Origin of the sequence: Rossellomorea sp. NPDC077527 (genome assembly GCF_044542955.1) — a bacterium.
Taxonomy (GTDB): Bacteria; Bacillota; Bacilli; order Bacillales; family Bacillaceae_B; genus Rossellomorea; species Rossellomorea aquimaris_E.
The window spans coordinates 239,387-265,311 of record NZ_JBITVL010000001.1; the positions used below are offsets into that span (position 1 = coordinate 239,387).

Sequence of the window (25,925 nt, forward strand, 5' to 3'; positions counted from 1 at the left end):
ATCGTCTTCTCCTATAAATGAAATTATTTCACATTTTTTTGAATGTGATGTTCAATCTCTTTTATTTTATCCATAATCTCTTGCCGATTCCAATCAGATGTATTGGAAAGCTTTAAATATAAGGATGAAACCTTTGCCAGCACTTCTGTCAGGTTTGGTTGTTTCCTTGGATAAGTGGACTTTCCCATCAGATCGAACAGGCCGTTCATTTGCTCCGATACCTTTTTATACTGATCATCCTTTGCAATGATGGCTACATGGAAATATTGCTGTACTTCTGAAAATTGAAAGAAGAGGTCGAAAAGCTCAAAAGAATGGTTCTTCTTCAAGTTCAGTTCCATTTCACCTTGAGAATCTTTATGGATGATCCGGGCAAACTTCGGTGAACTTTCCTCTTCTATGATGGACATGAAATTTTCACCGGGCATTAAGAAATCATAGCCTGAATTTGAGGCATCTATTAAATTGAATTGCCTATCCAGTATCAGATAAGGAATTGGGCATAAATGCAAATTTTCCACATGATCACTCCTGTGTGAACCTTATATTGTTAGGCTGCATGTGATTAAGGAGTTAGCCCTTCATGGAAACAAGTCCACTTGACATATCCGTTAGATACTCATTGAGTTCTACCAGATCGTGAAAGCTTGTTACCTTTGATTTATCCAAGAAATCAAGGGAATAGTTTGAAATCAGCCGTCCTCCGACAAGGATTTCAATTTCTTCATGTTGAGACCTGATTCCTTCGATGCACTCTTTTAATCTAGTCAGTTCCGTTGTCATACCAATCGAGATCCCCACGACATGTGGTTCCCATGCACCGATGAAGGACAGGGCATCCTTGATTGGTACGTTGGAACCCAGGTAGCGGGTATTCCACTTTTTTTCTTTGAATACTTCATTTGCAAGCTCTAGACCAAGGCTGTGCTGCTCGCCTTCTATACAAAATAAAAGAGCTTTCGGATGGTTTTCAAAAGCTTCGTGGTGGGTAAAAACATGAGCAAGTAAATACTTTAAAGTTGCAGTGGCCAGGTGCTCATCTGCAACGGTAATTTGATTTTTCTCCCAAAGGTCACCGATCCTGTACATGGATGGCTTAATAATTTTCTCGTAAAAAGTGAAATTATCTACTTTTGAGTGAATGGAAGAGGAATGCAATTCCATCAGTGCATGCACATCTCCAGCAAGGATGGACTTGGTGAAAGCCTGGACCAGTTGATTCATGTTTGATCACTCCTAGTGAAAATACCAATTACTATATTCAATAGATCGAATTGAAATTCCTGCCACTAGCTCAATCTATAATTGGATTGACTTTCCCATCATTCTTATTTAATATTACCACTGTAACACTATATATCGCTTAACTGCCTGAGAGAGGTTCATAGCATTAACCCTCTATAAAAAACTATGGTTCTACGAATCTGACCTTGGCTTATTTTCCGCCAAGTATCCTTTAAGCGTAACAGGAACAAACATTTTTTGCAATTTGCCCGCCTGTTATGTCGATTCTTAGGCTAATGCTATGTCCTCCTTCATTCGAAGCACTCTGAAAGGGAGGATTTTTATATGTCAGGACGAAAAGACGAAGATTTAACAGATTTATCATTATTAGGGAATCAAGGAACCAATTACTTATTTGAATATGCTCCACACATTCTGGAAGCATTCGACAATAAGCATCCGAACCGGGATTATTTCGTTAAATTCAATTGCCCGGAATTCACAAGCCTTTGTCCGAAGACAGGACAGCCGGACTTTGCAACCATCTATATCAGCTATATTCCAGGTGAGAAGATGGTAGAAAGTAAATCATTAAAGCTTTATCTGTTCAGCTTCCGTAACCATGGGGATTTCCATGAAGATTGCATGAACATCATCATGAACGATCTCATCGAATTAATGGATCCGCGCTATATCGAAGTATGGGGGAAATTCACTCCACGCGGTGGTATCAGCATCGACCCTTACTGCAACTACGGAAAGCCTGGTACGAAATACGAAACAATGGCCGACCATCGCTTGATGAACCATGATTTGTACCCTGAGAAAATAGATAATCGATAAAATGTAAGAACGATTCTTTAAAGAATCGTTCTTTTTTTAGGCGGATATTTCTATTGCCGAAATAAATAACGGGGATTATACTTGCTTGAGAGATAGAAAAGGAGGGGGCAGGATGAGACCATTAAACGCTTCTCTTTGTGTATTAATCGGAGCGGGCTCCTACGGGATTCATGCTTCTGTCGTAAAACTGGGATTCGCCGAGGGGTACTCGGTGTCAGAGGTGACGGGTGTTCAATATTTATTTGGAGTGGCCATGCTGTTCCTGGCGTTTCTTTTTACGAAAAAAATAAGGTTGAGTAAAAAGCATTGGATCTCGCTCCTTGGAGTCGGACTATTACTCAGCATGACGGGGATCTTTTATGGGCTCAGTCTTCAAGCAGTTCCTGCATCCATTGCGGTTGTCATGCTTTTTCAATTTACGTGGATCGGCGTGTTGATTGAATCCATCTACTTAAGAAAACTTCCTTCTAATAAAAAGTTACTGTCAGTATTGTTTCTTTGGATGGGGACCCTGTTGGCGGGCGGGATCGGCTCTTCATCAGACTTCAGATGGGCTGAAAACAGTATAGGTATCCTATTTGGATTTTTTGCAGCCATCACTTTCGCCCTGTTTCTTTTCTTCAGTGGAAAAGTGGCAAAAGAAGTTCCGACGATTCAAAAGAGCATGATGATCACCCTTGGTGGTCTGCTTGTCGTACTCATCGCGTTTCGCCCCGACTTTTTACATGAGCCGGTACAGCTTGTAGAGATGGCTGACTTCGGTATGCTCGTTGGGATATTCGGGAGCATCCTTCCCGTTGTGTTTTTCGCCATCGGCACACCGCATATCGATTCGAGTTTATCGACGATCATGGGGGCGGCGGAACTTCCGGCGGCCATCCTTGCAGCCATGTGGATCCTGGAGGAACAGGTTCTTCCACTTCAGTTCCTGGGAATACTGCTCATATTAATTGGAATCGCAATCCCTCAATTTGATATAAGACCTACCCGATCACGAAAACAATTTGGGTAAATGGAAGCTCCCTTCTTGGATGAAGGGGGCTTCTTTTGTGGTTGGCGAGATTTATCGCCCCTTTATGGAGAAATTTGAACCGTTATCAGGATATATCGACCGAATTTTCAAGATATCAACCGTTCTTTCATTTTATCAACCGAAGACCACAACTTATCGACCGTTCTACAAAATACGACAATTTCCCTTCGCAACCCAATTCCCACAGAAACTACCGCAAGAAACCAAAATCCCATCCTCTACACATCTGCAAACCCTTCCAATTGTCACAATTATTAAACCTTATTTTTTTAGCCGGATTCCCTTTACAAAGGGTCTTCATGGGCTTTATAATCCCGTTGTTCAACCATTTACGGAAAACCAAAAAAATCTAAAAGAAAAAGGAGGTTGCGGTGATGCGACAAAGAATATTATCCTTCTTATTGATGAATCTCGGTGCATTTCTTGTTTCGGTGAATGTCCATTTTTTCTTATCGCCTAATAATTTAGCGACAGGGGGAGTCAGTGGATTGTCGATCATCATGAACGATTTGTTCCCGGGAATGTCTCTTGGACTGTTCATGATTATCATCAATGTCATCCTGTTTATCGTCGGTGTGATCTTTCTCGGCTTCAATTTCGGTGCAAAAACGATTTATGCGAGTTTTGCTCTTTCATTCTATGTCTGGTTACTGGAGAAATTCGCTCCGATGAGTGCGCCGCTCAGCAATGATATTTTGATTCAATTGATCATTGGTCAGTGCATTGCCGCAACCGGTATGGCCATCGTGTTCAACCAGCAGGCATCAACAGGTGGAACAGATATCATTGCCTTGATCTTTAATAAATATTTCAATATAGATGTGGGCCGTGGCGTCCTCTTAGCGGACTTGTCCATTGCCCTTTCATCTGCTGTACTATTTGGACCGCAAGTCGGCATGTATGCGTTCTTCGGTGTCATCCTGAACGGACTCGTCATCGATTATGCGCTGCAGCAATTCAATTCCAATAAAGAGATTGTCATCATCAGCCGCTACAGTGATGAAATCAAGTCCTATATCGTCCATGAACTTGGTAAAGGGGCGACGATCCACACAGCAACGGGAGCGTTCACGTCCGACGAGAAAGAAGTCATCACGACGATCCTTGGGCGTAAGGACTTCTCCAAGCTGAAAGGCTTCATCACCCAGGTTGATAACCGTGCATTCATCACTGTTCACACGATGAATGAAATCTTGGGTCAAAACTTTAAGAGATTAGCATAGAAGAAACTCCACCTTTTTATGAGGTGGAGTTTTTTTTGAATATTTTAGTTGTACAAAAAACTGATACTCAGAAAGTTGATTGGAGTGGAAGGTGCTCGACTCCTGCGGGAAACGCTGGACAGGTGAGACCCCACAGGGCTTTAGCCCGAGGAGGCTCACCGCCAGCCCCGCGGAAAGCGAGCACCTGGAGCGGAAATCAACAACTGCTCGCCTGTTTATAGCAACAATCTATGCAAAAAGAGCGGAAAAAATAAAGGGAAATATTTCAATCTTCTTGTATAAATAGAAGTAAGGGGGTGGAAATATTGGAAAAAGAAGAACTTGAGAGGCTCGAGAGAAAAATCAGCTTTCTGGAAAAAGAACTGTATCTTGTCAAAAGGCAGTTGATTCAGGCAAAGAGCGAGAAAGAATCACCCGTTATACAAAAAGCGGAGGTGTACAAGGAGCCTGAAACGCAGATCACAGCTGATGAAACAACAGAGCCTTTTATAGAGAAAGAGCCATTTGACTTCTCAGTCGAACGCTGGCTTCCAAAAGTATTTCTGTTCGTTCTCTTAATAGGGAGTATCTGGGGGTTCATGGCGGCTTCCCAAAACGGCTGGGTGACACCAGGGTTGAGGGTGTTGACCGGAGCCCTGATCAGTATCGTCATGTTCGCACTTGGTGAGAGGTACAGCCGGGATCAGCGTAAACTATCCATCACGCTTATATCGGGAAGCATTGTCCTTGCGATCATCACGTTATTTTCAGCCAATATCCTTTACGGATATATAGGTGGACTCATCACGAATCTTTTATTAATCCTGATCATTTCTGTGGGACTGTGGGCATCCCATAAGCACCGTTCTCAATTGATCCTTTGCTTGATCGGGACAGGTGCCTATCTGTTCCCATTCATTTTTGCAGGGGATGAACGGAATGAGTGGCTGTTTTACGGCTACGAGCTTGTGCTGTTCTTTGTGCTGATGACGTTCAGTACGTTAAAGAGATACCGGATCGCCTGGAATATTCATTATTATTTACTCTATTTTTCACTATTCTTCTTTGCGGCCTTTGGAGTTGGGGAGGTCACGCTGACCGTGCTGATCCCATTTGCGATCCAGCACGCTTACATCCTGCTGCTGATTGTCCTTAATCGGGATGAACGGGTGAGTGCCGAGATGATTCCGGCTCTCGTGACAGGCAGCTTCATCCTTCTTGGATTGTTGAATGATATTTATGCAGAGATTCCACTTCTCTACTATGTCGCGTTTGCTGCTGTGTATATCGGGGTCTCCTTCATTGAGCCAAAGGAAAAGAAGCGGACGAAGGATGTCCTGCTTGTCCTTGGATTCCTGCATGTGCTGCTCTTCCTGTTCGAATGGTTTGAGTACGATTGGCGCTTCGTGCTGGTGGCCATCGAGGCGAATGCCCTGTTGTGGCTTGCAGGGAGAAGAGAAAGCTATGTCAGCTTTGCCGGTTCATTTCTCTTGATGATGTTTTCGTTCTTGGGGATGATGACCAGTGCGTCGGAAGATTTCTTCAGTGTGGAGCTGCCGATTTTCATTTTTGCATTTACTTATGTGTATGTGTTCTCCCGTTTTAACAAAGAGGAATCTTCTTTCTTGGATGTTTCAACGACCACGGTGAAAGTCTTTCTGACAGGTCTCGTGATGTTCTTTATCCTGCGTTTGACCGATTTTATCGTCATCGGCTGGGAGTATACACCGAGGACGACGGCCTTCACTGTAGCGATCGCAACATTGTCCATCGGCTATCTCATTTATGGGGAAAGCAGAAAGGATGTGTTTTACCGCTGGGTGGGGATCAGCTTCCTGGCCCTGGCGCTGGTGAAATTCTTCCTTGCCGACCTTGTGTTCCTGGACTTCACGATCCGAGCCATGATCCTGATTCCAATCGGTGTGATCGGTCTCGTATTATCAAGGATTCTCTATAAAAAGAAATAACACGTTGCAAAAGCTTTCAGAATAATTATATAATAGAACCAATAACGATCGTGATTAAGAAAAGGAGGTGGAATTGAGATGAATCGTTCTGTAGGATTGCGTGGGAAGTATTTAGATTTTATTTACCTTTGCCGTGCAATTTTTCATGCATTTGCGTTCAAGGGGACACGTATGCCCTTTTTCAGCAAGTGAATATGAATACTGAACGGTAAGAGGTCTCAATTCCAATCACTTTTTGATGAAAGAATCGGAAAAAGGGGGCATTTTCGCTCTCTTTTTTTATATCTTCTTTTATAAAAAGAGGGGGTGCGGTGTATTCCATTCCGCATGTCCATCAGCCATGGGGGAGCCTTCTGCTTCTCCATGGCTTTTTTGTTGAATCTCTTACCTTTATATAAAGATACCCGAAAGGAAGAGGAAAATGATTATTTGCAGCGCACAGGAATTAAGTAAGATGTTTGGTGGAAATCTCATATTTGAAGATTTATCTTTTGAAATACCGGAAGGATCCCGGATCGGACTCGTCGGTCGGAATGGGACAGGAAAGACGACGATCTTTAAGCTTCTATCAGGAGTGGAAACACCGGATAAAGGACTCGTTCATTTAAAAAAGGGGGCGAAGGTAGGCTACCTTGCACAAATTCCTCAGTACGGGCAAGGAACGAAGGGGATCGACGTCCTGAGATCAGCGTTTTCTGAACTCATCGAAATAGGAGAGCGTTTAAAAGAGCTGGAAAGCAAGATGGGAGCCGAGCAGGATCCTGAGAAGCTCAATCGATTACTAGAGGAATACGGAAAACGTCAAGATGAATTCACTCTTTTAGGAGGGTATGAGATCGAGTCCAGTATCGCGAAAATCGTGAACGGTCTTGATATTGAAGAGCTTGTGGAAAAAGATTTCACCAGCTGTAGCGGAGGAGAGCAGACAAAGCTTTGTCTCGGTCTGATCTTATTGCAAAAGCCGGATTTACTGCTTCTGGACGAACCGACGAACCATCTTGATATCGGTGCAGTCGAATGGCTGGAGGACTTTTTGAAAGAGTATGAAGGAACCGTGATGTGCATTTCCCATGACCGATATTTCCTCGATCACGTCATTAACAAAGTGTACGACTTAGAGGACGGCGAGCTGACGGTTTATCATACGAATTACTCCGGATTTGTGAAAGAAAAGGAAGAACGTCTGATGATCGAGTTTCAGGCCTATCAGGAGCAACAGAAGAAAATCAAGAAAATGAAGGAAGCCATTAAAAGGCTGAGAGAATGGGCGAATCAGGCTAATCCCCCGAATGAAGCCCTACACAAGCGCGCACGTAATATGGAAAGAGCCTTGGAGAGAATGGAGAAAATCAAGCGACCGATTCTTGACCGGAAAAAGATGGGGTTGGAATTTGAGGAAAGTGATCGAAGCGGGAAAATCGTCTTTTCCATGGAGGATGTCTCGAAAGCCTATGGGGAAAAAACTTTATTTGAAAAAGCAGGTCTCAACGTCCATTTCAAGGACCGTACAGCGATTGTCGGCCAGAATGGAACAGGGAAGTCGACGATCATCAAGATGCTCCTTGGGGAGGAAACCGCGGATAACGGCGTGGTGAAACTCGGAAGCAATGTGAAGCTCGGATATCTGTCTCAGCACTTTACAGTGGCCGATCCTTCAGTGAGGTTGATTGATGCCTTCAGGGAAGAAGTACCTGTCACAGAAGGGGATGCCCGTCATATCCTCGCGAAGTTCCTGTTTTATGGACCGAATGTGTTCAGGAAGGTCGGTCAATTAAGTGGAGGGGAAAAGATGAGGCTCAGACTTGCCCAGCTCATGCATCAGGACATTAATTTCCTTGTCCTTGATGAGCCGACGAATCATTTGGATATCGATTCGAGAGAGGTGCTTGAGGATGCACTGGACGATTTCAAGGGCACGATCCTTGCCGTATCCCATGACCGCTACTTTTTAAATAAACTGTTTCATAAAACATACTGGATTCACCGGGGCGAGCTTTATTTCTTCGACGGACCCTATAGCTGGGCGAAGGAAAAGCTTCCCGAAATCGCACCGGAAGAGCCTGTTGTAAAGGTGGTGAAGGATACACCGCCTAAACCGGCTCCAGAAAAACCTGCACGAAACATGGACGAAATAGAAGCTGACCTCGAACGGATGGAAGAGGAGATCTTTATCATTGAACAAAAGCTTCTCTCTGAACAAGATCTTGATGTCCTTCAAGAACTTTACAAGGACAAAGAACAGAAAGAGCAGGAACGGAACAGAATGTATCAGGACTTAGAAGACATATTGGCATAGGAAAAGGGAGATGACGACAACAGTCATCTCCCTTTCAATTTCTAAGAAGGAATCCGTATAAAGAAACCAAAGAAAGGATGAGGAACATGGAGAAGAAAGAAGTGATCATCATCGGAGGGGGCCTGTCAGGGATCATGGCGGCCAGAACCCTTTTGAACAAGGGGATAAAAGATATTCTTATAGTAGAAAAGAGCAGGAGCGTCGGCGGAAGGCTCGCCACAAGGAGGATCGATAAAGGAATAGCTGACCACGGTGCCCTATTTTTCACTGTGCGATCTTCGGAGCTTCAAAAGGATGTGGAGAGGTGGCTAGAAGCAGGATGGGTAAAGCGGTGGTTCGGGAACCCCTATCCCCGATACACATCCGTCAACGGGATGAATGCCCTTGCAAAACAATTGGCAGAAACCATCCCTGTCAAACAGAACACGAAAGTAAGTGCCATTCGTGACAGGAGGGACGGACCTCTGGAAGTGGAACTGGAGAATGGTGAAACCATTTCAGCGGATCATTGCGTTGTGACGGCGCCAGCGCCCCAGGCTTTATCGTTGCTTAAGGGAATGGAACAAGACGAGCTATCGACGATTTCTTTTGCTCCTTGTTTCGTGGGCATGTTCACCCTTGAAGGTCCAAGCAGTATCCCCGAACCAGGACATTTGGATGATGAGTTGCCTCAAGGGGTAGAGAGGGTGGTGGATCACCATAAGAAAGGTATCTCACAGTCCGTAACGGTCAGTGTGTATATGACAGGTGAGTGGTCAAAGAAGAATGAACAGTTCGAAGACAATGGGGTACTGAAAGAAATCCAAAAGGTGGCAGAACGTTACCTTGCAGAGGGAAGTGAGATTGCAGGAGCGGAGTTGAAACGTTGGAGATATGCAGAAGCAGAGACTGTGATCCGAAAGCCATTCATAGAAACGGGCTGCGATAACCGGATCATCATCTGCGGAGATGCGTTTCTCCGTGAACAAGATGAAGCGGGAAGAACACGCTTTGAGAGTGCCTATTTATCCGGCATTTCTGCAGGGGAAAGGGTAGCAGAGAAGCGGAAGGGAATATGATATACCCGCATAACGACCACATTCAGGACAAACACTACAAAGAGCTACATAATTCAATCGATAAGCGGGAGACATACGATGACGATACAATTGATCAAGGCAAGTAGAGAGCAGCTCGACACGATTATGGATGTGTATAGAAGATGCAAAAAAGATCTGGATGAAAAAGGAATGCTTCAATGGAATGACGAGTACCCGAGCAGGGAGTATTTTGAAGAAGTGATGGATAACGGGAATCTTTATGTGCTGATGGTGGACGGCGAAGTGGCGGGATCAGCTACTTTAAATGAGTGGCAGTCACCTGAATGGTCGGAAATTCCATGGGAACTTAAAGACGAATGGGTAATCCACGCTTTGTTTCTCGATCCGCTTCAGCAGGGGAATGGCCTCGGTAAGATTTTCATGGAACAATGTGAGGAGCTGGCAGGTGAGAAAGGATACAGGAGTATCCGGTTGGATGCCTACTCAAGGAACACAGGAGCGAAGGCTCTTTATGAGAAAATGGGATATGAATACCGTGGCTCCGTCCATTTCACCACAAAGCCTGAGGGACACCAGGAATACCGATGCTATGAGAAAGCCGTGACTCTCTAGAATTCAACGGTTGTTCAAATGTACCAAGGAAAAAGGTATGGGAAAAATGGTATACTTGAAGGTACAGTATGCGCTGAATAAGATAGTAGGGAAGCGATTATATTGACACCGATTATGGATGAGGCGAAAGTCTTCATTGAACAAATGTATAAAGAACTGGATAAAAGCGAAGCAGACATCACGTTTCGTTTACAACAAATAGAAAATGAACTAGCGACAGAAGGAACCTATACCCATACAAAAGAAGAGCTTTCCTTTGGCGCAAAGCTGGCCTGGAGAAACAGCAACCGCTGCATCGGCCGCCTGTTCTGGAATTCCTTGAATGTGTTGGATGAGCGGGAAGCAGATACGGAAGAGGAGGTGTTCCAGGCACTTGAGCGGCATTTGGAATTTGCGTCGAACGGCGGCAGGATCCGTCCAACAATCACGGTATTCAGATCATCACACCCGAATAAGCCTGACATACGGTTATGGAATCATCAACTGATCCGGTATGCAGGTTATAAGGAAAATGGACAGTACATCGGTGACCCCCATTCCACTGAATTCACACGGAAATGCCAGGAGCTTGGATGGAAAGGAGAAGGGACGGACTTTGACGTTCTTCCGTTCGTCGTGCAGATTGGGGAAGAGGCTCCGAAACTACGGGAAATCGAGCCATCTCTTACACTGCAGGTATCTCTCCGTCACCCCGAATTTGATTGGTTCCGGGATCTCGGGCTGAAGTGGTATGGAGTCCCGATCATTTCTGACATGGAAATGAAAATTGGCGGAATCTCCTATAAGGCGGCCCCGTTCAACGGCTGGTATATGGAAACGGAAATCGGAGCGCGAAATCTTGCGGATGAAAACCGCTACAACCTCATTCCGAAAGTGGCCAGCTGCATGGGACTGGATACATCGAGAGCCGCCACATTGTGGAAGGACAAGGCCCTGATCGAATTGAACATTGCTGTGCTTCACAGCTTTAAAGAAGATGGAGTAAGCATTGTGGACCACCATACGGCTGCTCAGCAATTCCGTCTGTTTGAAGAAAACGAGGAGAGAGCTGATCGTGAGGTAACCGGGGACTGGACATGGTTGATCCCGCCTGTTTCACCGGCGACGACTCATATTTTTCATAAAGAATATGGGAATGCGTGGAACGCGACCAATTATTTCTATCAGGATAAACCATACTGAAAAAAGCTGTTTTCTGTGAATGTGCAGAGAACAGCTTTTTTTATGAGTCAAAGAGTAAAAGGCGGTCGCTTTGATACTTCATAATATTGAAACCAGAATCTGAACTCATCAAACAATACCCGGCCATCGAATGTAAAGTTCTCAAAGAAATCCTCGAGTAATTCGGTGTCGGCATCATCCATGATTCCAGTGACATAAAGGGGTGTCTTGAATCGTTTATATAAATCCTCATATCCATAGAAGCTGAACAGATCTTCCAGTTGTTCTTCATTCATGGTATCACCTTCCTTACTGTTAGGATTTCAATTCTTTCTAAAAATATCCATAAAAAAACAGCATCGGAGGGAGTCCGTGCTGTTTCCGTCAGGATTTCAATTCGGTGTATACGACCAGACGCTTGCTGTAATTTCGTGCAGAGTGATCAAAGTCTCCTGTACAGGTGATGAGATTGAGAGAGCTTGCAGCTGAATATCCAAAGATTGATTTCAAGGGAGCGTCGTCCCAAGGATATTCTTTCTTGTCTATAACAACAAATGTCCTCTTTTCTCCAGCTTTATTTTTTACCGTGATTTCGTCCCCTTTTGAAAGCTTGTTCAGCTTATAAAATACCGCTGGACCATTCCGGCTGTCCACATGCCCGCCGATGACGGCATTACCGGGTTCACCAGGCTTGTATCCGCCCTGATACCAGGCGGTCGTCTTAAAGCTTTCAGTAACGGCCATCTCACCATTTTCCTTTAATCCTACCGATTCAATGGATGTGGAAACACCAATGGCAGGGATTTCAATGGTAGCGGGTACGATTCCACTTCTTTCATCTTTAATGATGGTATCTGCAAATGGAGAAGGGGAGGTTGTGGTACTGGCCATCTGAGTTGTCGGCATTTCCTGCTTCTCTGCTGTTTGCGTAGCTGCTTGATGATCTCCTGTAGAAGTTGAACTAATTCCAGCAGAACAGGCAGAAATGGGCAATAGTACAAGCACAAGAAGTACAACCCTCATAGTATACATTATGTGAAGCCACTCCTTTCATCTTCACACTGGGGGACGGACCTTTAATAGGTCCGTCCCTCTCATGTTAAAGATTATTGTTTGTGTGAAGCGTATTTTTTCATTCCAAGTGTTGTTCCACCCGCGATGATGAGAAGGGCTGCAAGAAGGAATTCGAATGGGAATTCGTTTTCGTCAGCGGTTCCACCCATACCCGTATTAGGCATTTCTGAAGGCATGTTGGCTTTGAATTTATCAGGGAATTGATCAGCGAAAGCTCCTGATAAACCTTTTGCCGGGTTTAACATATGCTCATACGCCATGCGGATGCCATCCCATGCTTTTTCATAGTCACCTGCTGCGTAGCTGTCGAATGCGCCAGTCAGTTGCTCTACGTGCATTTGAAGACCGTCTGCAAGGGCATCGGATTTCAAACGTCCGTCTGTGGCTGTTTCTAGGAATTTAGAGAATTCAGCACGGTATCCATCAAGATTTTTAATCGCTTCTTTTTTGGCAGCTTCATCTTCAGCACCCGTTGCTTTTACATAGTCCACGAAGAATCCGATATGCTTCGTCCACATTTCTTTGAATTGGTTACCGGCCTCTTCACCATATACTGATGCGATGGCTGCTGAAAGATCTTCCGTGTTGGCATTCAGCGCATTAACCGAAGCGTCAAAGTCTTTTGAACCATCAATTCCATTTTGCATGGCCATCGTCGCAAGAGCAGCATGCTCGGTTAACAGATGGTTAAGAGTAGAGCGTAAGTCCGTTGCCGGAGTCACCGCCATCGTGTTTTCGAATTTGTCCGGATATTGGTCTGTGATGGCACTGGATAATCCTTTTGATACCATGGCCATATGGTTGATCGCTTCACGCTCATATTCGTAAGCCTTTTCATAGTCTCCTGCAACATAACTATCAAATGCACCAATCAGCTGGTTGATATGCATTTGAAGACCTTCTGCCAGACTATCCGATTTCAAACGTTCACCCGTTGCCGTTTCTAGGAAATTAGAGAACTCTTCTTTATATCCCGCGAGATTCGCAAGGGCTTCGTCTTTCGCTGCTTGATCATTAGCTCCGGTAGCTTTTACATAATCCACGAAGAATCCGATGTGATTCGTCCAGATTGTGTTGAACTGGTTTCCGGCTTCTTCACCGTATACTGAAGCGATGGCTGCCTTTAAGTCTGCCGCGTTATCATTTAAAGCACCGGCTGCTGCGTCGAAATCTTCTGCTCCTTCAGCTCCGCGTCTCATTGCTTCGACTGCTAAGTATGCGTGCTCGGTAAGTAAGCGATCCAATGTTGTTCTTAATTCTCCTGCCGGTGTATCCACTTTGGCATCATGAGAATGATCTTCACCGTTATGTGCTGATACTGCACCTGCAGTCGGAATCAATAATGTCATACTTAATGGGACGGCTAAATAACTTTTTTTCATTTTCATAATGGAATCTCTCCTTTTGTTTTTTTATATTTTCATAGAGCTAACGACAGAAGTTGAAACATGGATCACTTTTTTTAAAACTTTTTCTATTCTTTTTAATTAGGTTAAAAGTAGGGTGATAGATGTAGAATGGATCTAGCTTCTTTTACTATGTAATCCTTTTTAAAAAAAGTAGAATGGAAATAAGTAAAACATTTGTTTATTATTTGTATAACTTCTGTTACATAGGACTTAATTCCCTAGTTCGAATATCTCAAACATTTCGATAGGCGAAAATATTTAAGCCCGTGATAGATAAGCCATAAAAAAAGCCCAGCAGTATAGGACTGCTGGACGAAAAAACATTTATGAAACTTTTTTATATTTCCGAGGCTAACACGATGTCTCCCTGGGGAAGCTGGCTATTGGCATCCGGTTCCAGGGTGATGGCCACCGTATCCCAATCCTTCTTCGTGAATTCTTCATTGAATTTAAATACAACAGAGCCTTTGCCATCCTTACTAGTGACAAATGTGCCGGCACGCTCCGGCTTATCATCCTTTATGAGCCATACCTGATACACTTCTTCATCTGAAAGGTCCTGAAGCTCCGAAGCCTGGACGACCATGCTCGTTTGTGTACCTTGCTTGATGATGCTGGCGGTTCCCTTAGCGTTGCCGTTGACGGCGGCGAGGTCGACGTATTGGACGACCTGATCGATTGTAGCTTGTTCTACGACTTCTTCCTGATCCTCGAGCTGTGTAAATAGATAAGCATTCCCGATGAGGGAAAGAGCTAATGCTGCCGCGACAGAAGGAAGGAACCACGAGTTTTTCTTCTTCGCTTTCTTGATTGGTTCAACGCCTGCCGATTTCTCATCAGCCAGAATATGAGCGAAAACACGGTCTTCCAAGTCTTTTGGAGGTTCCACAACATCAGAGGCGAAAGGCATGAATTCTATTAGCTGTTCCAATTCATGGAGCTCTTCCTGACACTGGGCGCAGCTCTTTAAATGTTTCTCAAATTGAGCTTTCTCAAGTTCAGATAAATGTCCGTTGTAGTAATCCAGTAATTGATCGCATGGTTGTGTTGTCATTCAAATGTACCTCCTTTCCCTTTTAAACACGTGTGTAAATGTTTCAGGGCTAAGCGGATTCTTCCTTTGACTGTTCCGAGTGGAGTATCTGTGGACTCAGCAATGGATTGTTGAGTCAATCCTTTAAAGTAGAATAATTGCACGATTCTTTGCTGGTCGTCCTTCAATGTTTGGATACAATCCCTGATGGCTGTTCCTTTTTCTTTCCACTCCAGTTGATCGGCGGGAGTTTCATAGGAAACCTGAAGGGAGTCTTTCTCTATATATTCAACCGATTCATGTTTTTTTCGTCTGCGTAGCGCATCAAGGCACGTGTTCCTCGTCATCGTCAACAGCCATGACGAAAACTTTCCTTTGGTGTGGTCATATGGAGAGTGCTTTTTCCACAGCTTCATGAAGACCTCCTGGATCACTTCCTCAGCGATTTCGCGGTCTCCAGTCATTTTGTATGAGAATGAATAGATCAGTTTTTCATATTGCTGATAGAGATGTCGTAATGCAGTCGAGTCTTTTGCCAAAACTTGTTGATATAGTTTTATATCCTGACGATCATCGGGCATAATACGCTCCTTATCTTTGACATATAAAATAAGGATACTAGACAACGGAGTAGAACTCAATTTTAATAAGCTAACGAGAGGAATAAGAATTTGGATCACAAATGTTTGAAGAAAATGTTAGTGGGGTAAATAGGGGGTTTTGTGTGAGAGGATAAAAAAATCCCCCAATCAAATGGGGGATGGTTTCTGCTTATTTTACTTTTTGCAATTTGTGGATCACGGATAGAGAACGTCCTGTTCCGATTGCCACAGATTCAAGCGGGTTCGGAGCTAGATGAACCGGTACAACGATCTCCTGGCTCAACCAATCCTGAAGTCCATTCAGAAGGGATCCACCACCTGTTAAGATGACCCCGCGGTCAACAATGTCCCCACTTAATTCTGGAGGACAATTTTCCAATGTTGCACGGATGGTCTCTAAAATGTGTAGAAGAGACTCTTTCAAGGCATTCTGGATTTCATTTGATGAAAGTTCAATCGTTTTTGGAAGACCTGTGACAAGATCACGTCCACGAATATCCATCGTTCTTTCTTCATGCTCGATAAGTGCTTGACCTACCTCGATTTTCACTAATTCTGCCGTTCTTTCACCGATCAGCAGATTGTAGCGTTTACGCACGTATTGAACGATATCTTCATCCATTTGGTCTCCGCCGATACGGATCGTATTACAAGATACAACGCCTCCGTAAGAGATGATCGCCACTTCCGTCGTACCTCCGCCGATATCAACGATGACGTTGGCAACAGGCTCGCCTACTGGCAAATCTGCACCGATCGCGGCAGCGACAGGCTCTTCAATAAGGGTCACGGATTTCGCTCCGCTTCCTCTCACCGCATCCTGAATCGCTCTTCTCTCAACACTTGTCGCACCAGATGGCGTACATACAACAACCGTAGGCTTACGGATAGAGAATCCAAGTTTTTTACTCGCTTTTTTCATGACTTGCTTCAGCATTTCAGTTGTCACATCAAAGTCGGCAATCACACCGTCTTTAAGAGGGCGCACAGCCACAATTTTGCCTGGTGTTTTCCCGATCATGCTTTTGGCTTCGGTTCCAACAGCTAATACCGTTTTGTTTTCAGTGTCGATGGCCACAACAGATGGCTCGTTAAGTATAATTCCTTTATTTTTACTATAAACAAGTATATTTGCAGTTCCTAAATCGATCCCAATTTCAGAGTTTGATAACATCAGTATTCCTCCAACTATAAGAATTCTAGACAGTATAACCTTCTATACAGTATAGGAGATTTTCGGGGGTTGTGTAGGTGGAGATATTTACCACCGACATATTGTTACAAAGTATGACAGAAGTGAAAGCGCCAATCAAAAAATAAAAAGTCTTCATACAGGGGTTTATTATACCCTGGTATGTATAAGAGGGCGGACCTTCCTTTATTGTTCGTTAAAAAAATTTAAACGTTCTGTAATAATAATATGGGGTTATATTAACTAGTCATAAAGAGTGGGGAAGGGAGTCGTAGGGGAATGGTGTGAGGTAATTACCGGAATATAGGAGATTGATTGGTGGTTTCGTGGGCATTTCTATACCTAGGTAGCGGAGGAAACCTCATTTATCAGCGGAATGTAGGTTATATCAGCGAAAAACTATATTTATCAGCGAAATTTCCGATATATCAGCGAAAATCCTAATTTATCGGCGAGCCATCCATTTACCCTTCAATTTTTAAAAAAGAGAATGCCCCATCACGAGGCATTCTCCCAATCTATTAAAGTGTAAATCGCTCCAGTTGTTTCTTCATTTCCGTGGTCATCTTGTTCAGCTCGCCCACTTGCTCATTCATACGTTCAAAGTAACGAAGCTGTTCTTCTGTAGAAGACGAGATTTCTTCCGTACCGGCGGCGGTTTCTTCCGTGATGGCCGAAATGTTTTCGACGGCGGCAATCACCTGATTGGTCCGCTCGGAAGAGGCATGCATCCCGGTTTCAAGCTTGGACAGATTATCAAAGATCGTAGAAACATTACCGGAGATCTCTTCAAAAGCCCGCTCCGTCAAGCTCATGGAATCCACCTGCTGGTTAGAAAGAGTCTTCCCTTTTTGGGAAGCATCCATAATCGAATGGATGCCCTGTTTGATGTTCCCAACCATACTACCGATGCGCTCGGTGGCAACGGAAGAGTCTTCAGCAAGCTTACGCACTTCCTGGGCCACGACGGCGAAACCTTTCCCTGCGTCGCCGGCACGGGCGGCTTCGATGGCTGCATTCAACGCAAGTAGGTTCGTTTGATCGGCAATTTCTTTTACCGCCTGGGCGGCATCCTCAATTTCCCCTGTATATTGGGCGAAGGATTCAACGGACTCCATGATGGAGGACGATGATTCAGCGATCATTTCGGCAAACTCCTGTTGCTGATTTAAAGACGTACGACCGTTCCCGACAGATGAAAGGGCCACTTTACTGCTCTCGGATGATTCGACGCTCTGTTCGACAGTCTGAGCGAAATCATCGCCCATCACCGCCATAAGAGCAGCGGTGGATTGGATATCCTCAGAAATCGATTGACTTCCTTTCGCAAGTTCTTCAGTGGAAAGTGCCACCTGATTGCTGCTTTCCGTCAGACTTGTCATCTGTGTGCGCACATCCTGGGTGAACCGTTCGACATTGGTTCCGATGTCATGGACGGATTGAACCGTACTTCGCAGATTTTCGACCATATGCTGAAAGGCTGTTTGGAGCTTATCCACTTCGAATCGGCTGTTTTTCTCCTTGACCGAATCGATCGTGATCGTTAAATCTCCATTAGCCATCTTTTCAGCATTATCCACCATCCGGTTCAGTGGTTTGACAATTCTTCGGCTGAGCAGGTTCGATGCTGCCAGAGAGAGAAGGACCGTCACGATAAAACCGATGATGGAGGCCCAGACGATAAATTGGATCTGACTCTTATTTTTTTCTAGTAAATCTTCATACCATTCGTTTGTTTGCTTATGCAATAGATACATGTCGTTCAAAACACCGGAAATTCGTATCGACTGCCGTTTGATTTCCGCTTTGTCCATTTCGCTGAGAGCATTGTCCGATGCCGATTTCAGATCGGTGAATTTAGACTCTATGGAAGAAAGAGTCTGTTTTTGGTTTTTTACTGAAATGAGTTTCTTCAGGTCGGTGATTTGAGCAGAGGTTTGTTTTAGCAAACTTTCGACCATTTGCTTATTTTCCTCTGTTGAGTTCACCGAATAATTCGATAGGGCCTGCTTCGTCACGATGAGATCCCCGCGCAAGGTTTCAGTCTCGAGCAGCACCTCTACATCGTCTTTGGTGGAATTTTGCAGGGAAACCAATTGTGAAACGATATACCCAATGATGATGGTTGATAGGACAAGGGGGATCAACCCCAAGATCAATAAACGTTTTTTTAATGCCATGACATTACTCCTTAAGTAGATTTATTGCATGTTGACGGTAATATCACCAGAGATGATTTTGTTTTTAGCGTCTTCCAGTTTTTTTGTTTCTTCCGGTGAAAGACTCACGACACGGATCGGGGCAAGTCCGACACCGTCTTCTTTAATGCCCAGTTCATAGGCATGCTGAGAAATTTTTTGTTCGTTCATAAGTTCCTCTGTTATGTTGAAAACAGCGTTGTCGATTTTTTTGACCATGGAGGTGACGACGGATTTTTCAGCGATGAAATACTGATCTGAATCGACCCCTCCCGATAAAATGCCTGCTTTCTGAGCAGCTTGTATCGCACCGACACCAGTAAAACCGGCGGCAGGATAAAGAAAGTCGGCACCCTGTTTCATTTGCTTCTCAGCGAGGGTCTTCCCTAAACCGGCGTCACCAAAGTTGTTGGCCGTATCTTTTATAATATTAATAGAAGGATTGATATACTTCGCTCCCTGTATATAGCCTTGTTCAAAGCGCTGTATGACGGGAACATCGGCTCCACTGATGAATCCGATCGTACCTGTCTTTGATTTCATTGCGGCCACCATACCGAGAAGGAAGCTTCCTTCATGTTCTTTAAACGTAATGGATGTAATATTATCGAGTTCTGAAAAACCGTCGATCAAAAGGAATTTTTGATCGGGATTTTCTTCTGCAACCTTTTCAAGGGCATCCTGGATGGAGAATCCAAGCCCGATGACAAGTTCATGATCCTGATCGACAAGCTCCTGTAGGGCTCCTTCGAAATCCCCGTCCGGCGCTTCCCGATAATCAAATATAATCCCCAACTCATCACGGGCACGTTCAAGGCCCCTGAAGGCGGAATCATTAAAAGAACCATCCCCAAGACCCGTGTCCGAGAGAAGAATTCCGATACTATGCTGCTTTTCTTTGCTGGTTTCTTTCGTCATAGGCGAAGAACACCCTGCCATCAAAAGCATGACAAGAAGAAACATACTCACTATTTTTTTCAAACCGTAACCTCCAAAAATAAAAATGATAAGACACTTCACATGTCCGTACCTCTGTATTATCGGAGGGACGGACCTATTTTGAAGGGGGGAGGTGAAAAAAGGGAAGAAGGTTGTGATTTTGGTTGATGGGTGTGGATGATAAGGGGGGATCATAGCTCTTGGAGGGGGATAACGGCGGAATCTGAATTTTAACGGCGGAATTCTGGATATATCGGCGGAAATGGTAATTTAACGGCGAAATCCCGAATATAACGGCGAAATGTCAATTTTAACGGCGGAATCCAGGATATAACGGCGAAAATGTTAATTTAACGGCGGAATCCAGGATATAACGGCGAAAATAACAATTTAACGGCGAAATCCTGGATATAACGGCGAAATGTCAATTTTAACGGAGAAATCCCGAATATAACAGCGAACGCCGATTTCACCGCACAAAAAAAAGAGATGCTCACAACAAGCATCTCTTTCAAAACTAATACGCTTTCCGGAAGAACTCCGCCAGCTCTTCACTATGTTTCTTTCGTGCTTTACGGTGTTCGGCACGATTTTTGGCTGTTTCGTTCAGCCATTTTTCTTCTTCCGTTTCCGGTACGACTTCAGGGATGACGGCGGGTTTATTTCCTTCCAGTGCGACAAACGTCAAGAAGGAAATGGCAGCCACATTGGTTTCGCCTGTCAGAAGTACCTCCGATGTCACCTTCACACAAATCTCCATCGAACTCCGCCCGGTATAAGTGACGATAGCTTCCAATGTAACGGCGTCACCGACCTTTATGGGCTGAAGGAAGTCGACGGAATCAGTGGAAGCCGTTACGACGGGCTTACGGGCATGACGGGTGGCTGCAATCGAGGCCACATCGTCTATATAGGCCATCAGTTTTCCACCAAACAGCGTGCCGTGATGGTTCGTGTCCGGGGGAAGAACGTGGGTCGTTTTACTAGTTTTGGTTTCTTTCATGGTCTTTTTTTCTCTCAATGGTTTCACCTTCCGTATTCAATGTGCAAAAAGGTTGCTACCTTATACTATTCACAAAATGGCACCGGAAGAAACCTAAATGAGAGAAAAAGTTATAGAAATATACTAATGATGATGGCTGTAATAAAGCTCGCAAGCGTTCCTGCAATGATGGCTTTCAAGCTTAGTTTGGATACCATCGGACGTTGGGTAGGCTCTAATGAACCCAATCCGACGATCAGCTGACCGATGGAAGACAGGTTCGCAAAGTTGCATAGAGCCACTGAAAGGATCGCAACCGTTTTGGGTGACAAGTCGTTCATGATTCCTGACAGCTCTTTGTATGCCACAAACTCATTGACAGACAGCTTTGTTCCGATGATGGAAGCGGCACGGAATGCTTCGTCCATCGGGATGCCGACTAGGAGTGCCAGTGGATAGAATACATAACCGAATACCGTTGAAAGACTCGTATCGACTAATCCGAGTAAACCATTTACAGCGGCAAGAATCCCGATGAATGCAATCAGTAGTCCACCGATGTTGATGGCCAGTTGCGTTCCACTCAGTGCGCCTTCTGAGATCGCTTCAAATACGTTTGTATGAGTAGTTTTCCCTAATGAAATATCTCCATTGGTTTGGGATTCTTCTGTTTCAGGCTCGATGATCTTTGAAATGACAAGAGAAACGATGGGAACACTGAACACTGAGAGAAGCAGGAATTTCATGTCGATTCCCATCAATGAGTATCCAATCAGGATGGCCCCGCTTGCTGAAGCAGTTCCCCCTACCATGACGGCAAATAGTTCGGAACGGGTCAGCTTCGCTAAGTAAGGCTTGATCAATAATGGGGCCTCAGCCAATCCGAGAAACGAATTCCCGATCGCATTAAATGATTCAACCTTCGTCGTGCCAAGGATTTTCCCCAGTCCAATTCCGATATATTTAACGAAAAACGGGATGATCCGTAAGTAATAAAGAGCTGAGATCAAAGCTGAAATGAAAATGATCGCGCCTAATACATTGATGGCGAAAACAAATGAAATATTCGTCCCTTTTTCAAAAAAACCACCAAAAACAAACATGATTCCCTCATTACTGTAATCGATGACTTTCTGGACTCCAAGGGATGCTTTCTTCAATACGGTTTGCCCAAAGGGAACCTTTAACACAAAAAGCACAAGCAGAAATTCAAGGCAGATGCCGATGACGATCGTGCGCCATTGAATGGCAGAGCGATTGCTGCTCAAAAGCCATGCCAGGAATATAACGCCAAGTAACGATAAGATGCCAAACACTAAACTCACAATACCAATCCTCCAAAAGTGGTTTCTTCACCGAATCCTCAGATGTATGTCGTATGATGTCAGACTTCTTGAAAAATCAAAATAAAAAAGTGCATGAAGACTTTCTCTACTACACATAGGGAAAGTCTCCATACACTTCTAGATCGCATATAGACTTTCCTTATAGTCCAGCAATTTACGGCTGCCAGGTAGAGACTTATGGTCCATATCACCATAGATATATAAGGAATTCGTATGAAGTTATTTTCAAAATATGTTCTTTACTTTATCACAGGATGAAAGCCCCCCACAACCGTTTTTTCAAAAAGATAAGGTTGGAAAAACGTGGTGCTCCATAAGAACCATTTTTAACAAAATTCCGAAAATAATAGAGTGCTAGGGAATGGCTGAAATAAAAAAGGGACGGACCTTCATTCCTATGACCAGGTCATAGGAATCGAGGTCCGTCCCTCTCATTTTATTTAGTGCGTTCTAGTAGATTTGCAAGAACGTGTTTTTTGTAGGATTCGACATAGCGTTCTTCGTAACGGCGTACGCCTGCTTTTTTTAGCTCTTGTACGTACCAGCCTTTGCTTCCGATATGCATTGAAATAAACATCCTTTCTTTGCGTAGTATTGATTGGAATCTCCGACTAACTCTTTACGAGCTACGATAAGATTGCTTACGGTTGTACATTGTAACATCTCACTTTTTATGGGGAAAGGGGGTAAACGGAATTTTTCGGATTCATCCTTTTCTGAAAATTTCTTAGAAGAAAAATAAAATTTTTTTATAAAAAAAGTGATCCAAATATGAACCACCTTCGTTAGCTTGGTGAAAATCGGATGCATGGTGGGTTTTTAGAGTGATTATCGAAAAGTGTGCCAGGTACAATCAATTCTTTTTGTGCCAGGTACAACAGATACGGCACCACCCCCAAAAAAACATTTCAGCATCCGCTATTTGAATCGGAAGGAGGTGACAAGACGCAGTGCAAAAACGCCTAATTCAGGCTTTGCTTTTTCTTGGAGTCATCAGTATTCCAACCTTTGCTTCAGCAGAGGGAGGGCTTCTCTCTAATGTGACGGATGAAGTCAATACTGTCACTGACACCGCAACAACGACTGTGAATAATGCCGTGTCCGCTCCTGACGAGGAGAAGGACAAGCCTTCTGAGGATGGTCATCAGTCGAATGGAAATGTCCTTTCCAATACGATTGATTCGGTGACAGATACGGTCGATGAGACGACAGAATCGGTTACAGGCACAGTGAACAACGCAATGAAAACCGTAGGAAACACAGCGAACAAGACCGTTGAGAACACGACAAAGCCAGTTACAGATATCGTAGGGGACTCAGCGGCTCCTGTAACGGAAACGGTGAACAACACTACCAAGGCCGTTACAAATACCGTTGAACAAACAACGAAATCTGTAACCGGTACAGTGGATTCAACGACGAAGACGGTCACCAATACGGTGGAAAAGACAACGGAACCCGTGACCGACGCATTGTCAGATGATGAACCTTTATTGGAAGTAGACCTGTCCGATGATCCTGAAGTGAAAGTGAATACAGGGGTCGTTGATGTGGAAGTTTCCAAAGATCCACAGGTCAAAGTGGATACCGGTGTAGTCGACGCCGATGTTTCAAAGGAACCAGCTGTTAAAGTGGGCGTTGAAACAGAAGTGCCCGAGGGGCCTTTGAACGACACAGAGGATGTCGAAATGGAGAGAGAAGAAGTTCAGGAGGAACCGATCAGAGAAGTTACGGTCGAACCTGATAAGATTTCCAATAAGATAAGCAAAGCAAAAAGACTAAGTAAAACCATACTTACAAAACCGGTTAAAGTTGAGGAAAAGGAAGCCGTTAAGATGGCAGAACCTAAAAATCAGAACGAACATCCTTTTCCACCCCGTAAAAAGATGGAACCGGTCCTGATGACAACTTCAATGAACTCACCAAGTCAGTCTTCCAGTACTGGTGGAATGAGCAGTCAGGTAACAGGATCAACTTCTTTATGGGTTGTGTCGGAGCAGTATGCAACGGCCGTCAACTTCCAAAAAGCCAATATGTATGAGAAAAAGAATCTCTACTATGATCAGTGGTTAAACGCACCACCGTCCCAACCACCTCAAGATTCTCTTCTTTTCAAAAGTATATAAGCTTAAAAACTTTTAAAAGGAGAGAAAAATAAAATGAGAAAAAGCGTATTTAGAACATTGGTTATGACAGGTGGATTAGCAGCAAGTCTTGCTATCGGAGGTCACACAAGCTTAGCGGCAGGGAATGATTCACTGCTAAACAGCAATGATGGATTATTGGAAAACGTCAACATCCTTGATTCCGAAGATGGTTTATTGAATGGACTTAACATCGGTGGATCAGACAAAGAATCGAGTACGGATGCCAATGCTGATGCAAACGTCGTAAATGAAACGGTTGTAGATGAAGAGAATGATTCTGTTACGACTAACAATGGTGCAGAAGCAACTTCAGATGTGAATGCAAACGTTGAAGGAGAAGACGAGTCGGCAAAAGTGAATGCAGACACAGACGCTGGAGTCATGAATGATACAATGGTGGAAGAAGATTCAGCGACTTCTAAGACTGAAGCTGGAGCATCACAAGATGTCAACGCAGCAGTTGAAGGAGAAGACGAATCGGCAGAAGTGAATGCAGAAACTGGCGCTGGAGTCATGAACGAAACAATGGTGGAAGAAGATTCAGCTACTTCCAAGACAGAAGCGGGAGCATCTCAGGATGTCAACGCAGTTGTTGAAGGAGAAGATCAATCGGCAGAAGTGAATGCAGAAACTGACGCTGGGGTCATGAACGAAACAATGGTAGAAGAAGATTCAGCTACTTCTAAAACAGAAGCGGGAGCATCTCAAGATGTAAATGCAGCAGTTGAAGGAGAAGACGAATCAGCAGAAGTGAATGCTGATACGGACGCTGGAATCATGAACGAAACGATGTACAGTGAAGAAGATGATTCTTTCACATCCATGACTGAAGCAGGAGCATCCCAAGATGTAAACGCAGCGGTTGAAGGAGAAGACAGATCAGCAGCAGTAGACGCTATGACCGACGCTGGAATCATGAACGAAACAATGTACAATGAAGAAGATGATTCTTATACTTCTAAGACTTCAGGGAACCTTACTTCTGGTCTGAATGCTTCTGCATCTGATGAAGAGAATGAAGTAATGGCTGATGCTATGACTGATTCCAATGTATGGGTGATGACAGAAAGCAGTGAAGAAAACGATTCTTCTAAAACGTTCATCGGTACTGAATCTGCAAATGGTCTAGTACTTGGAACAATGGACAAAGAAGATGGAGATTCTTCTCAGGTAGAAGCAATGAACGATACTTCTGTCATGACGACGGTTGAAAACAGTGACGACTATTCCAAGTTCGAAGCGAATGCAGCGAACAACCTGATGCTTGGTGCAATGACGAACGATGAAGATAACGAATCTGCTGCTACTGTCATGAACGCAGTGGAAGCAGGACTATGGGCTGAATCAATGGATTCTGAAGAAGAAGAGTATACAAGTGCCGGATTAAATGCGGGTACAGATACTGCTCTTGGATTCTTATCTTCTGACGAGGACAATGAATCTTCTCTTCTATCAAACCTTGGTGTAAATGCAGATGCAAGCTACACTCAATGGGAAAATGAAGAGTCTTCAGATTCAGAATTCAACCTTGGACTTTCGACAGATCTTGGTCTAAATACAATGCTGCAGTCTGACGATGAAGGAATTGATCTAGGACTGTAATAGAAAAGAAAAGGAATGATCCA

At 44.1% G+C, this 25,925-nt stretch carries 25 protein-coding genes and 1 riboswitch; of the genes, 12 read left to right on the plus strand and 13 right to left on the minus strand.

Annotated elements, in window-relative coordinates; all coding sequences use genetic code 11:
• Window positions 1-23 precede the first annotated feature (23 nt).
• Together ACIGG7_RS01120 and ACIGG7_RS01125 are read right to left on the minus strand one after the other, a co-directional pair.
• Window positions 24-521, minus strand: coding sequence for a hypothetical protein (locus tag ACIGG7_RS01120; protein ID WP_397548446.1), 498 nt, complete (start codon window positions 519-521; stop codon window positions 24-26).
• A 52-nt stretch (window positions 522-573) separates the two neighbouring features.
• Window positions 574-1,224, minus strand: coding sequence for a cobalamin B12-binding domain-containing protein (locus tag ACIGG7_RS01125; protein ID WP_224942022.1), 651 nt, complete (start codon window positions 1,222-1,224; stop codon window positions 574-576).
• A 345-nt stretch (window positions 1,225-1,569) separates the two neighbouring features.
• On the opposite strand from ACIGG7_RS01125, the gene queF reads away from it, so the two are divergent.
• The 10 genes from queF (at window position 1,570) to ACIGG7_RS01175 (ending at window position 11,399) form a co-directional block, all read left to right on the plus strand.
• Window positions 1,570-2,067: a preQ(1) synthase gene (gene queF, locus ACIGG7_RS01130; protein ID WP_034761195.1), complete on the plus strand. Its 498-nt coding sequence runs from the start codon at window positions 1,570-1,572 to the stop codon at window positions 2,065-2,067.
• A gap of 112 nt (window positions 2,068-2,179) precedes the next feature.
• Window positions 2,180-3,079, plus strand: a complete 900-nt coding sequence (locus ACIGG7_RS01135) for an EamA family transporter (RefSeq protein WP_224942023.1) — start codon at window positions 2,180-2,182, stop codon at window positions 3,077-3,079.
• A gap of 37 nt (window positions 3,080-3,116) precedes the next feature.
• The gene (locus tag ACIGG7_RS01140) at window positions 3,117-3,560 is read left to right on the plus strand and encodes a hypothetical protein (protein WP_397548447.1); all 444 of its coding nucleotides are present in this window, start codon (window positions 3,117-3,119) and stop codon (window positions 3,558-3,560) included.
• A complete protein-coding gene (locus tag ACIGG7_RS01145; protein ID WP_397548448.1) occupies window positions 3,475-4,323 on the plus strand; it encodes a YitT family protein in 849 nt (282 codons plus the stop codon). Before ACIGG7_RS01140 ends, ACIGG7_RS01145 begins: the two co-directional genes overlap by 86 nt.
• Window positions 4,324-4,628: 305 nt before the next feature.
• Window positions 4,629-6,269: a DUF2339 domain-containing protein gene (locus tag ACIGG7_RS01150; protein WP_397548449.1), complete on the plus strand. Its 1,641-nt coding sequence runs from the start codon at window positions 4,629-4,631 to the stop codon at window positions 6,267-6,269.
• Between the two features lie 78 nt (window positions 6,270-6,347).
• Window positions 6,348-6,461 (plus strand): RAxF-45 family protein, encoded by a 114-nt coding sequence (locus ACIGG7_RS01155; protein ID WP_318246429.1) that lies wholly within the window; start codon window positions 6,348-6,350, stop codon window positions 6,459-6,461.
• A gap of 229 nt (window positions 6,462-6,690) precedes the next feature.
• A complete protein-coding gene (gene abc-f / locus ACIGG7_RS01160) occupies window positions 6,691-8,565 on the plus strand; it encodes a ribosomal protection-like ABC-F family protein (protein WP_397548450.1) in 1,875 nt (624 codons plus the stop codon).
• Window positions 8,566-8,651: 86 nt separating this feature from the next.
• On the plus strand, window positions 8,652-9,623 hold the full coding sequence (locus ACIGG7_RS01165) for an NAD(P)/FAD-dependent oxidoreductase (protein WP_397548451.1): 972 nt from the start codon (window positions 8,652-8,654) through the stop codon (window positions 9,621-9,623).
• A 78-nt stretch (window positions 9,624-9,701) separates the two neighbouring features.
• Window positions 9,702-10,217 (plus strand): GNAT family N-acetyltransferase, encoded by a 516-nt coding sequence (locus ACIGG7_RS01170; RefSeq protein ID WP_397548452.1) that lies wholly within the window; start codon window positions 9,702-9,704, stop codon window positions 10,215-10,217.
• Between the two features lie 114 nt (window positions 10,218-10,331).
• Window positions 10,332-11,399, plus strand: coding sequence for a nitric oxide synthase oxygenase (locus ACIGG7_RS01175; protein ID WP_397549076.1), 1,068 nt, complete (start codon window positions 10,332-10,334; stop codon window positions 11,397-11,399).
• A gap of 47 nt (window positions 11,400-11,446) precedes the next feature.
• On the opposite strand, the gene ACIGG7_RS01180 is transcribed toward ACIGG7_RS01175, so the two are convergent.
• The 11 genes from ACIGG7_RS01180 to ACIGG7_RS01230 all read right to left on the minus strand — a co-directional run bounded on the left by ACIGG7_RS01180 (window position 11,447) and on the right by ACIGG7_RS01230 (window position 22,718).
• Window positions 11,447-11,674 (minus strand): hypothetical protein, encoded by a 228-nt coding sequence (locus ACIGG7_RS01180; protein ID WP_224942029.1) that lies wholly within the window; start codon window positions 11,672-11,674, stop codon window positions 11,447-11,449.
• Window positions 11,675-11,762: 88 nt separating this feature from the next.
• On the minus strand, window positions 11,763-12,410 hold the full coding sequence (locus ACIGG7_RS01185; protein ID WP_224942030.1) for a class F sortase: 648 nt from the start codon (window positions 12,408-12,410) through the stop codon (window positions 11,763-11,765).
• Between the two features lie 74 nt (window positions 12,411-12,484).
• The gene (locus tag ACIGG7_RS01190) at window positions 12,485-13,840 is read right to left on the minus strand and encodes a copper amine oxidase (RefSeq protein ID WP_224942031.1); all 1,356 of its coding nucleotides are present in this window, start codon (window positions 13,838-13,840) and stop codon (window positions 12,485-12,487) included.
• Window positions 13,841-14,198: 358 nt separating this feature from the next.
• Window positions 14,199-14,915, minus strand: a complete 717-nt coding sequence (locus ACIGG7_RS01195) for an anti-sigma factor (protein WP_224942032.1) — start codon at window positions 14,913-14,915, stop codon at window positions 14,199-14,201.
• The gene (locus tag ACIGG7_RS01200) at window positions 14,912-15,475 is read right to left on the minus strand and encodes an RNA polymerase sigma factor (RefSeq protein WP_224942033.1); all 564 of its coding nucleotides are present in this window, start codon (window positions 15,473-15,475) and stop codon (window positions 14,912-14,914) included. The genes ACIGG7_RS01195 and ACIGG7_RS01200 overlap by 4 nt, the downstream gene beginning before the upstream one ends.
• Window positions 15,476-15,665: 190 nt before the next feature.
• Complete coding sequence (mreBH, locus tag ACIGG7_RS01205; RefSeq protein WP_224942034.1) at window positions 15,666-16,670, minus strand: rod-share determining protein MreBH; 1,005 nt, start codon at window positions 16,668-16,670, stop codon at window positions 15,666-15,668.
• 539 nt (window positions 16,671-17,209) lie between these two features.
• On the minus strand, window positions 17,210-18,868 hold the full coding sequence (locus ACIGG7_RS01210) for a methyl-accepting chemotaxis protein (RefSeq protein WP_397548453.1): 1,659 nt from the start codon (window positions 18,866-18,868) through the stop codon (window positions 17,210-17,212).
• Window positions 18,869-18,889: 21 nt separating this feature from the next.
• Window positions 18,890-19,867 (minus strand): BMP family lipoprotein, encoded by a 978-nt coding sequence (locus ACIGG7_RS01215; RefSeq protein ID WP_397548454.1) that lies wholly within the window; start codon window positions 19,865-19,867, stop codon window positions 18,890-18,892.
• Window positions 19,868-20,342: 475 nt separating this feature from the next.
• Window positions 20,343-20,846: an acyl-CoA thioesterase gene (locus ACIGG7_RS01220; RefSeq protein WP_219167735.1), complete on the minus strand. Its 504-nt coding sequence runs from the start codon at window positions 20,844-20,846 to the stop codon at window positions 20,343-20,345.
• Between the two features lie 92 nt (window positions 20,847-20,938).
• Window positions 20,939-22,132 (minus strand): NupC/NupG family nucleoside CNT transporter, encoded by a 1,194-nt coding sequence (locus tag ACIGG7_RS01225; protein WP_224942038.1) that lies wholly within the window; start codon window positions 22,130-22,132, stop codon window positions 20,939-20,941.
• A gap of 143 nt (window positions 22,133-22,275) precedes the next feature.
• Window positions 22,276-22,377: riboswitch (purine riboswitch) on the minus strand.
• A gap of 212 nt (window positions 22,378-22,589) precedes the next feature.
• A complete protein-coding gene (locus tag ACIGG7_RS01230) occupies window positions 22,590-22,718 on the minus strand; it encodes a YflJ family protein (RefSeq protein ID WP_224942039.1) in 129 nt (42 codons plus the stop codon).
• A 385-nt stretch (window positions 22,719-23,103) separates the two neighbouring features.
• Here ACIGG7_RS01230 and ACIGG7_RS01235 point away from each other — a divergent pair, with 385 nt between their 5' ends.
• Together ACIGG7_RS01235 and ACIGG7_RS01240 are read left to right on the plus strand one after the other, a co-directional pair.
• Window positions 23,104-24,279 carry a hypothetical protein gene (locus tag ACIGG7_RS01235; protein WP_397548455.1) on the plus strand — a complete coding sequence of 392 codons (1,176 nt, stop codon included), beginning with the start codon at window positions 23,104-23,106 and terminating at the stop codon, window positions 24,277-24,279.
• A 33-nt stretch (window positions 24,280-24,312) separates the two neighbouring features.
• A complete protein-coding gene (locus ACIGG7_RS01240) occupies window positions 24,313-25,902 on the plus strand; it encodes a hypothetical protein (RefSeq protein ID WP_397548456.1) in 1,590 nt (529 codons plus the stop codon).
• The last annotated feature ends 23 nt before the right edge of the window (window positions 25,903-25,925 follow it).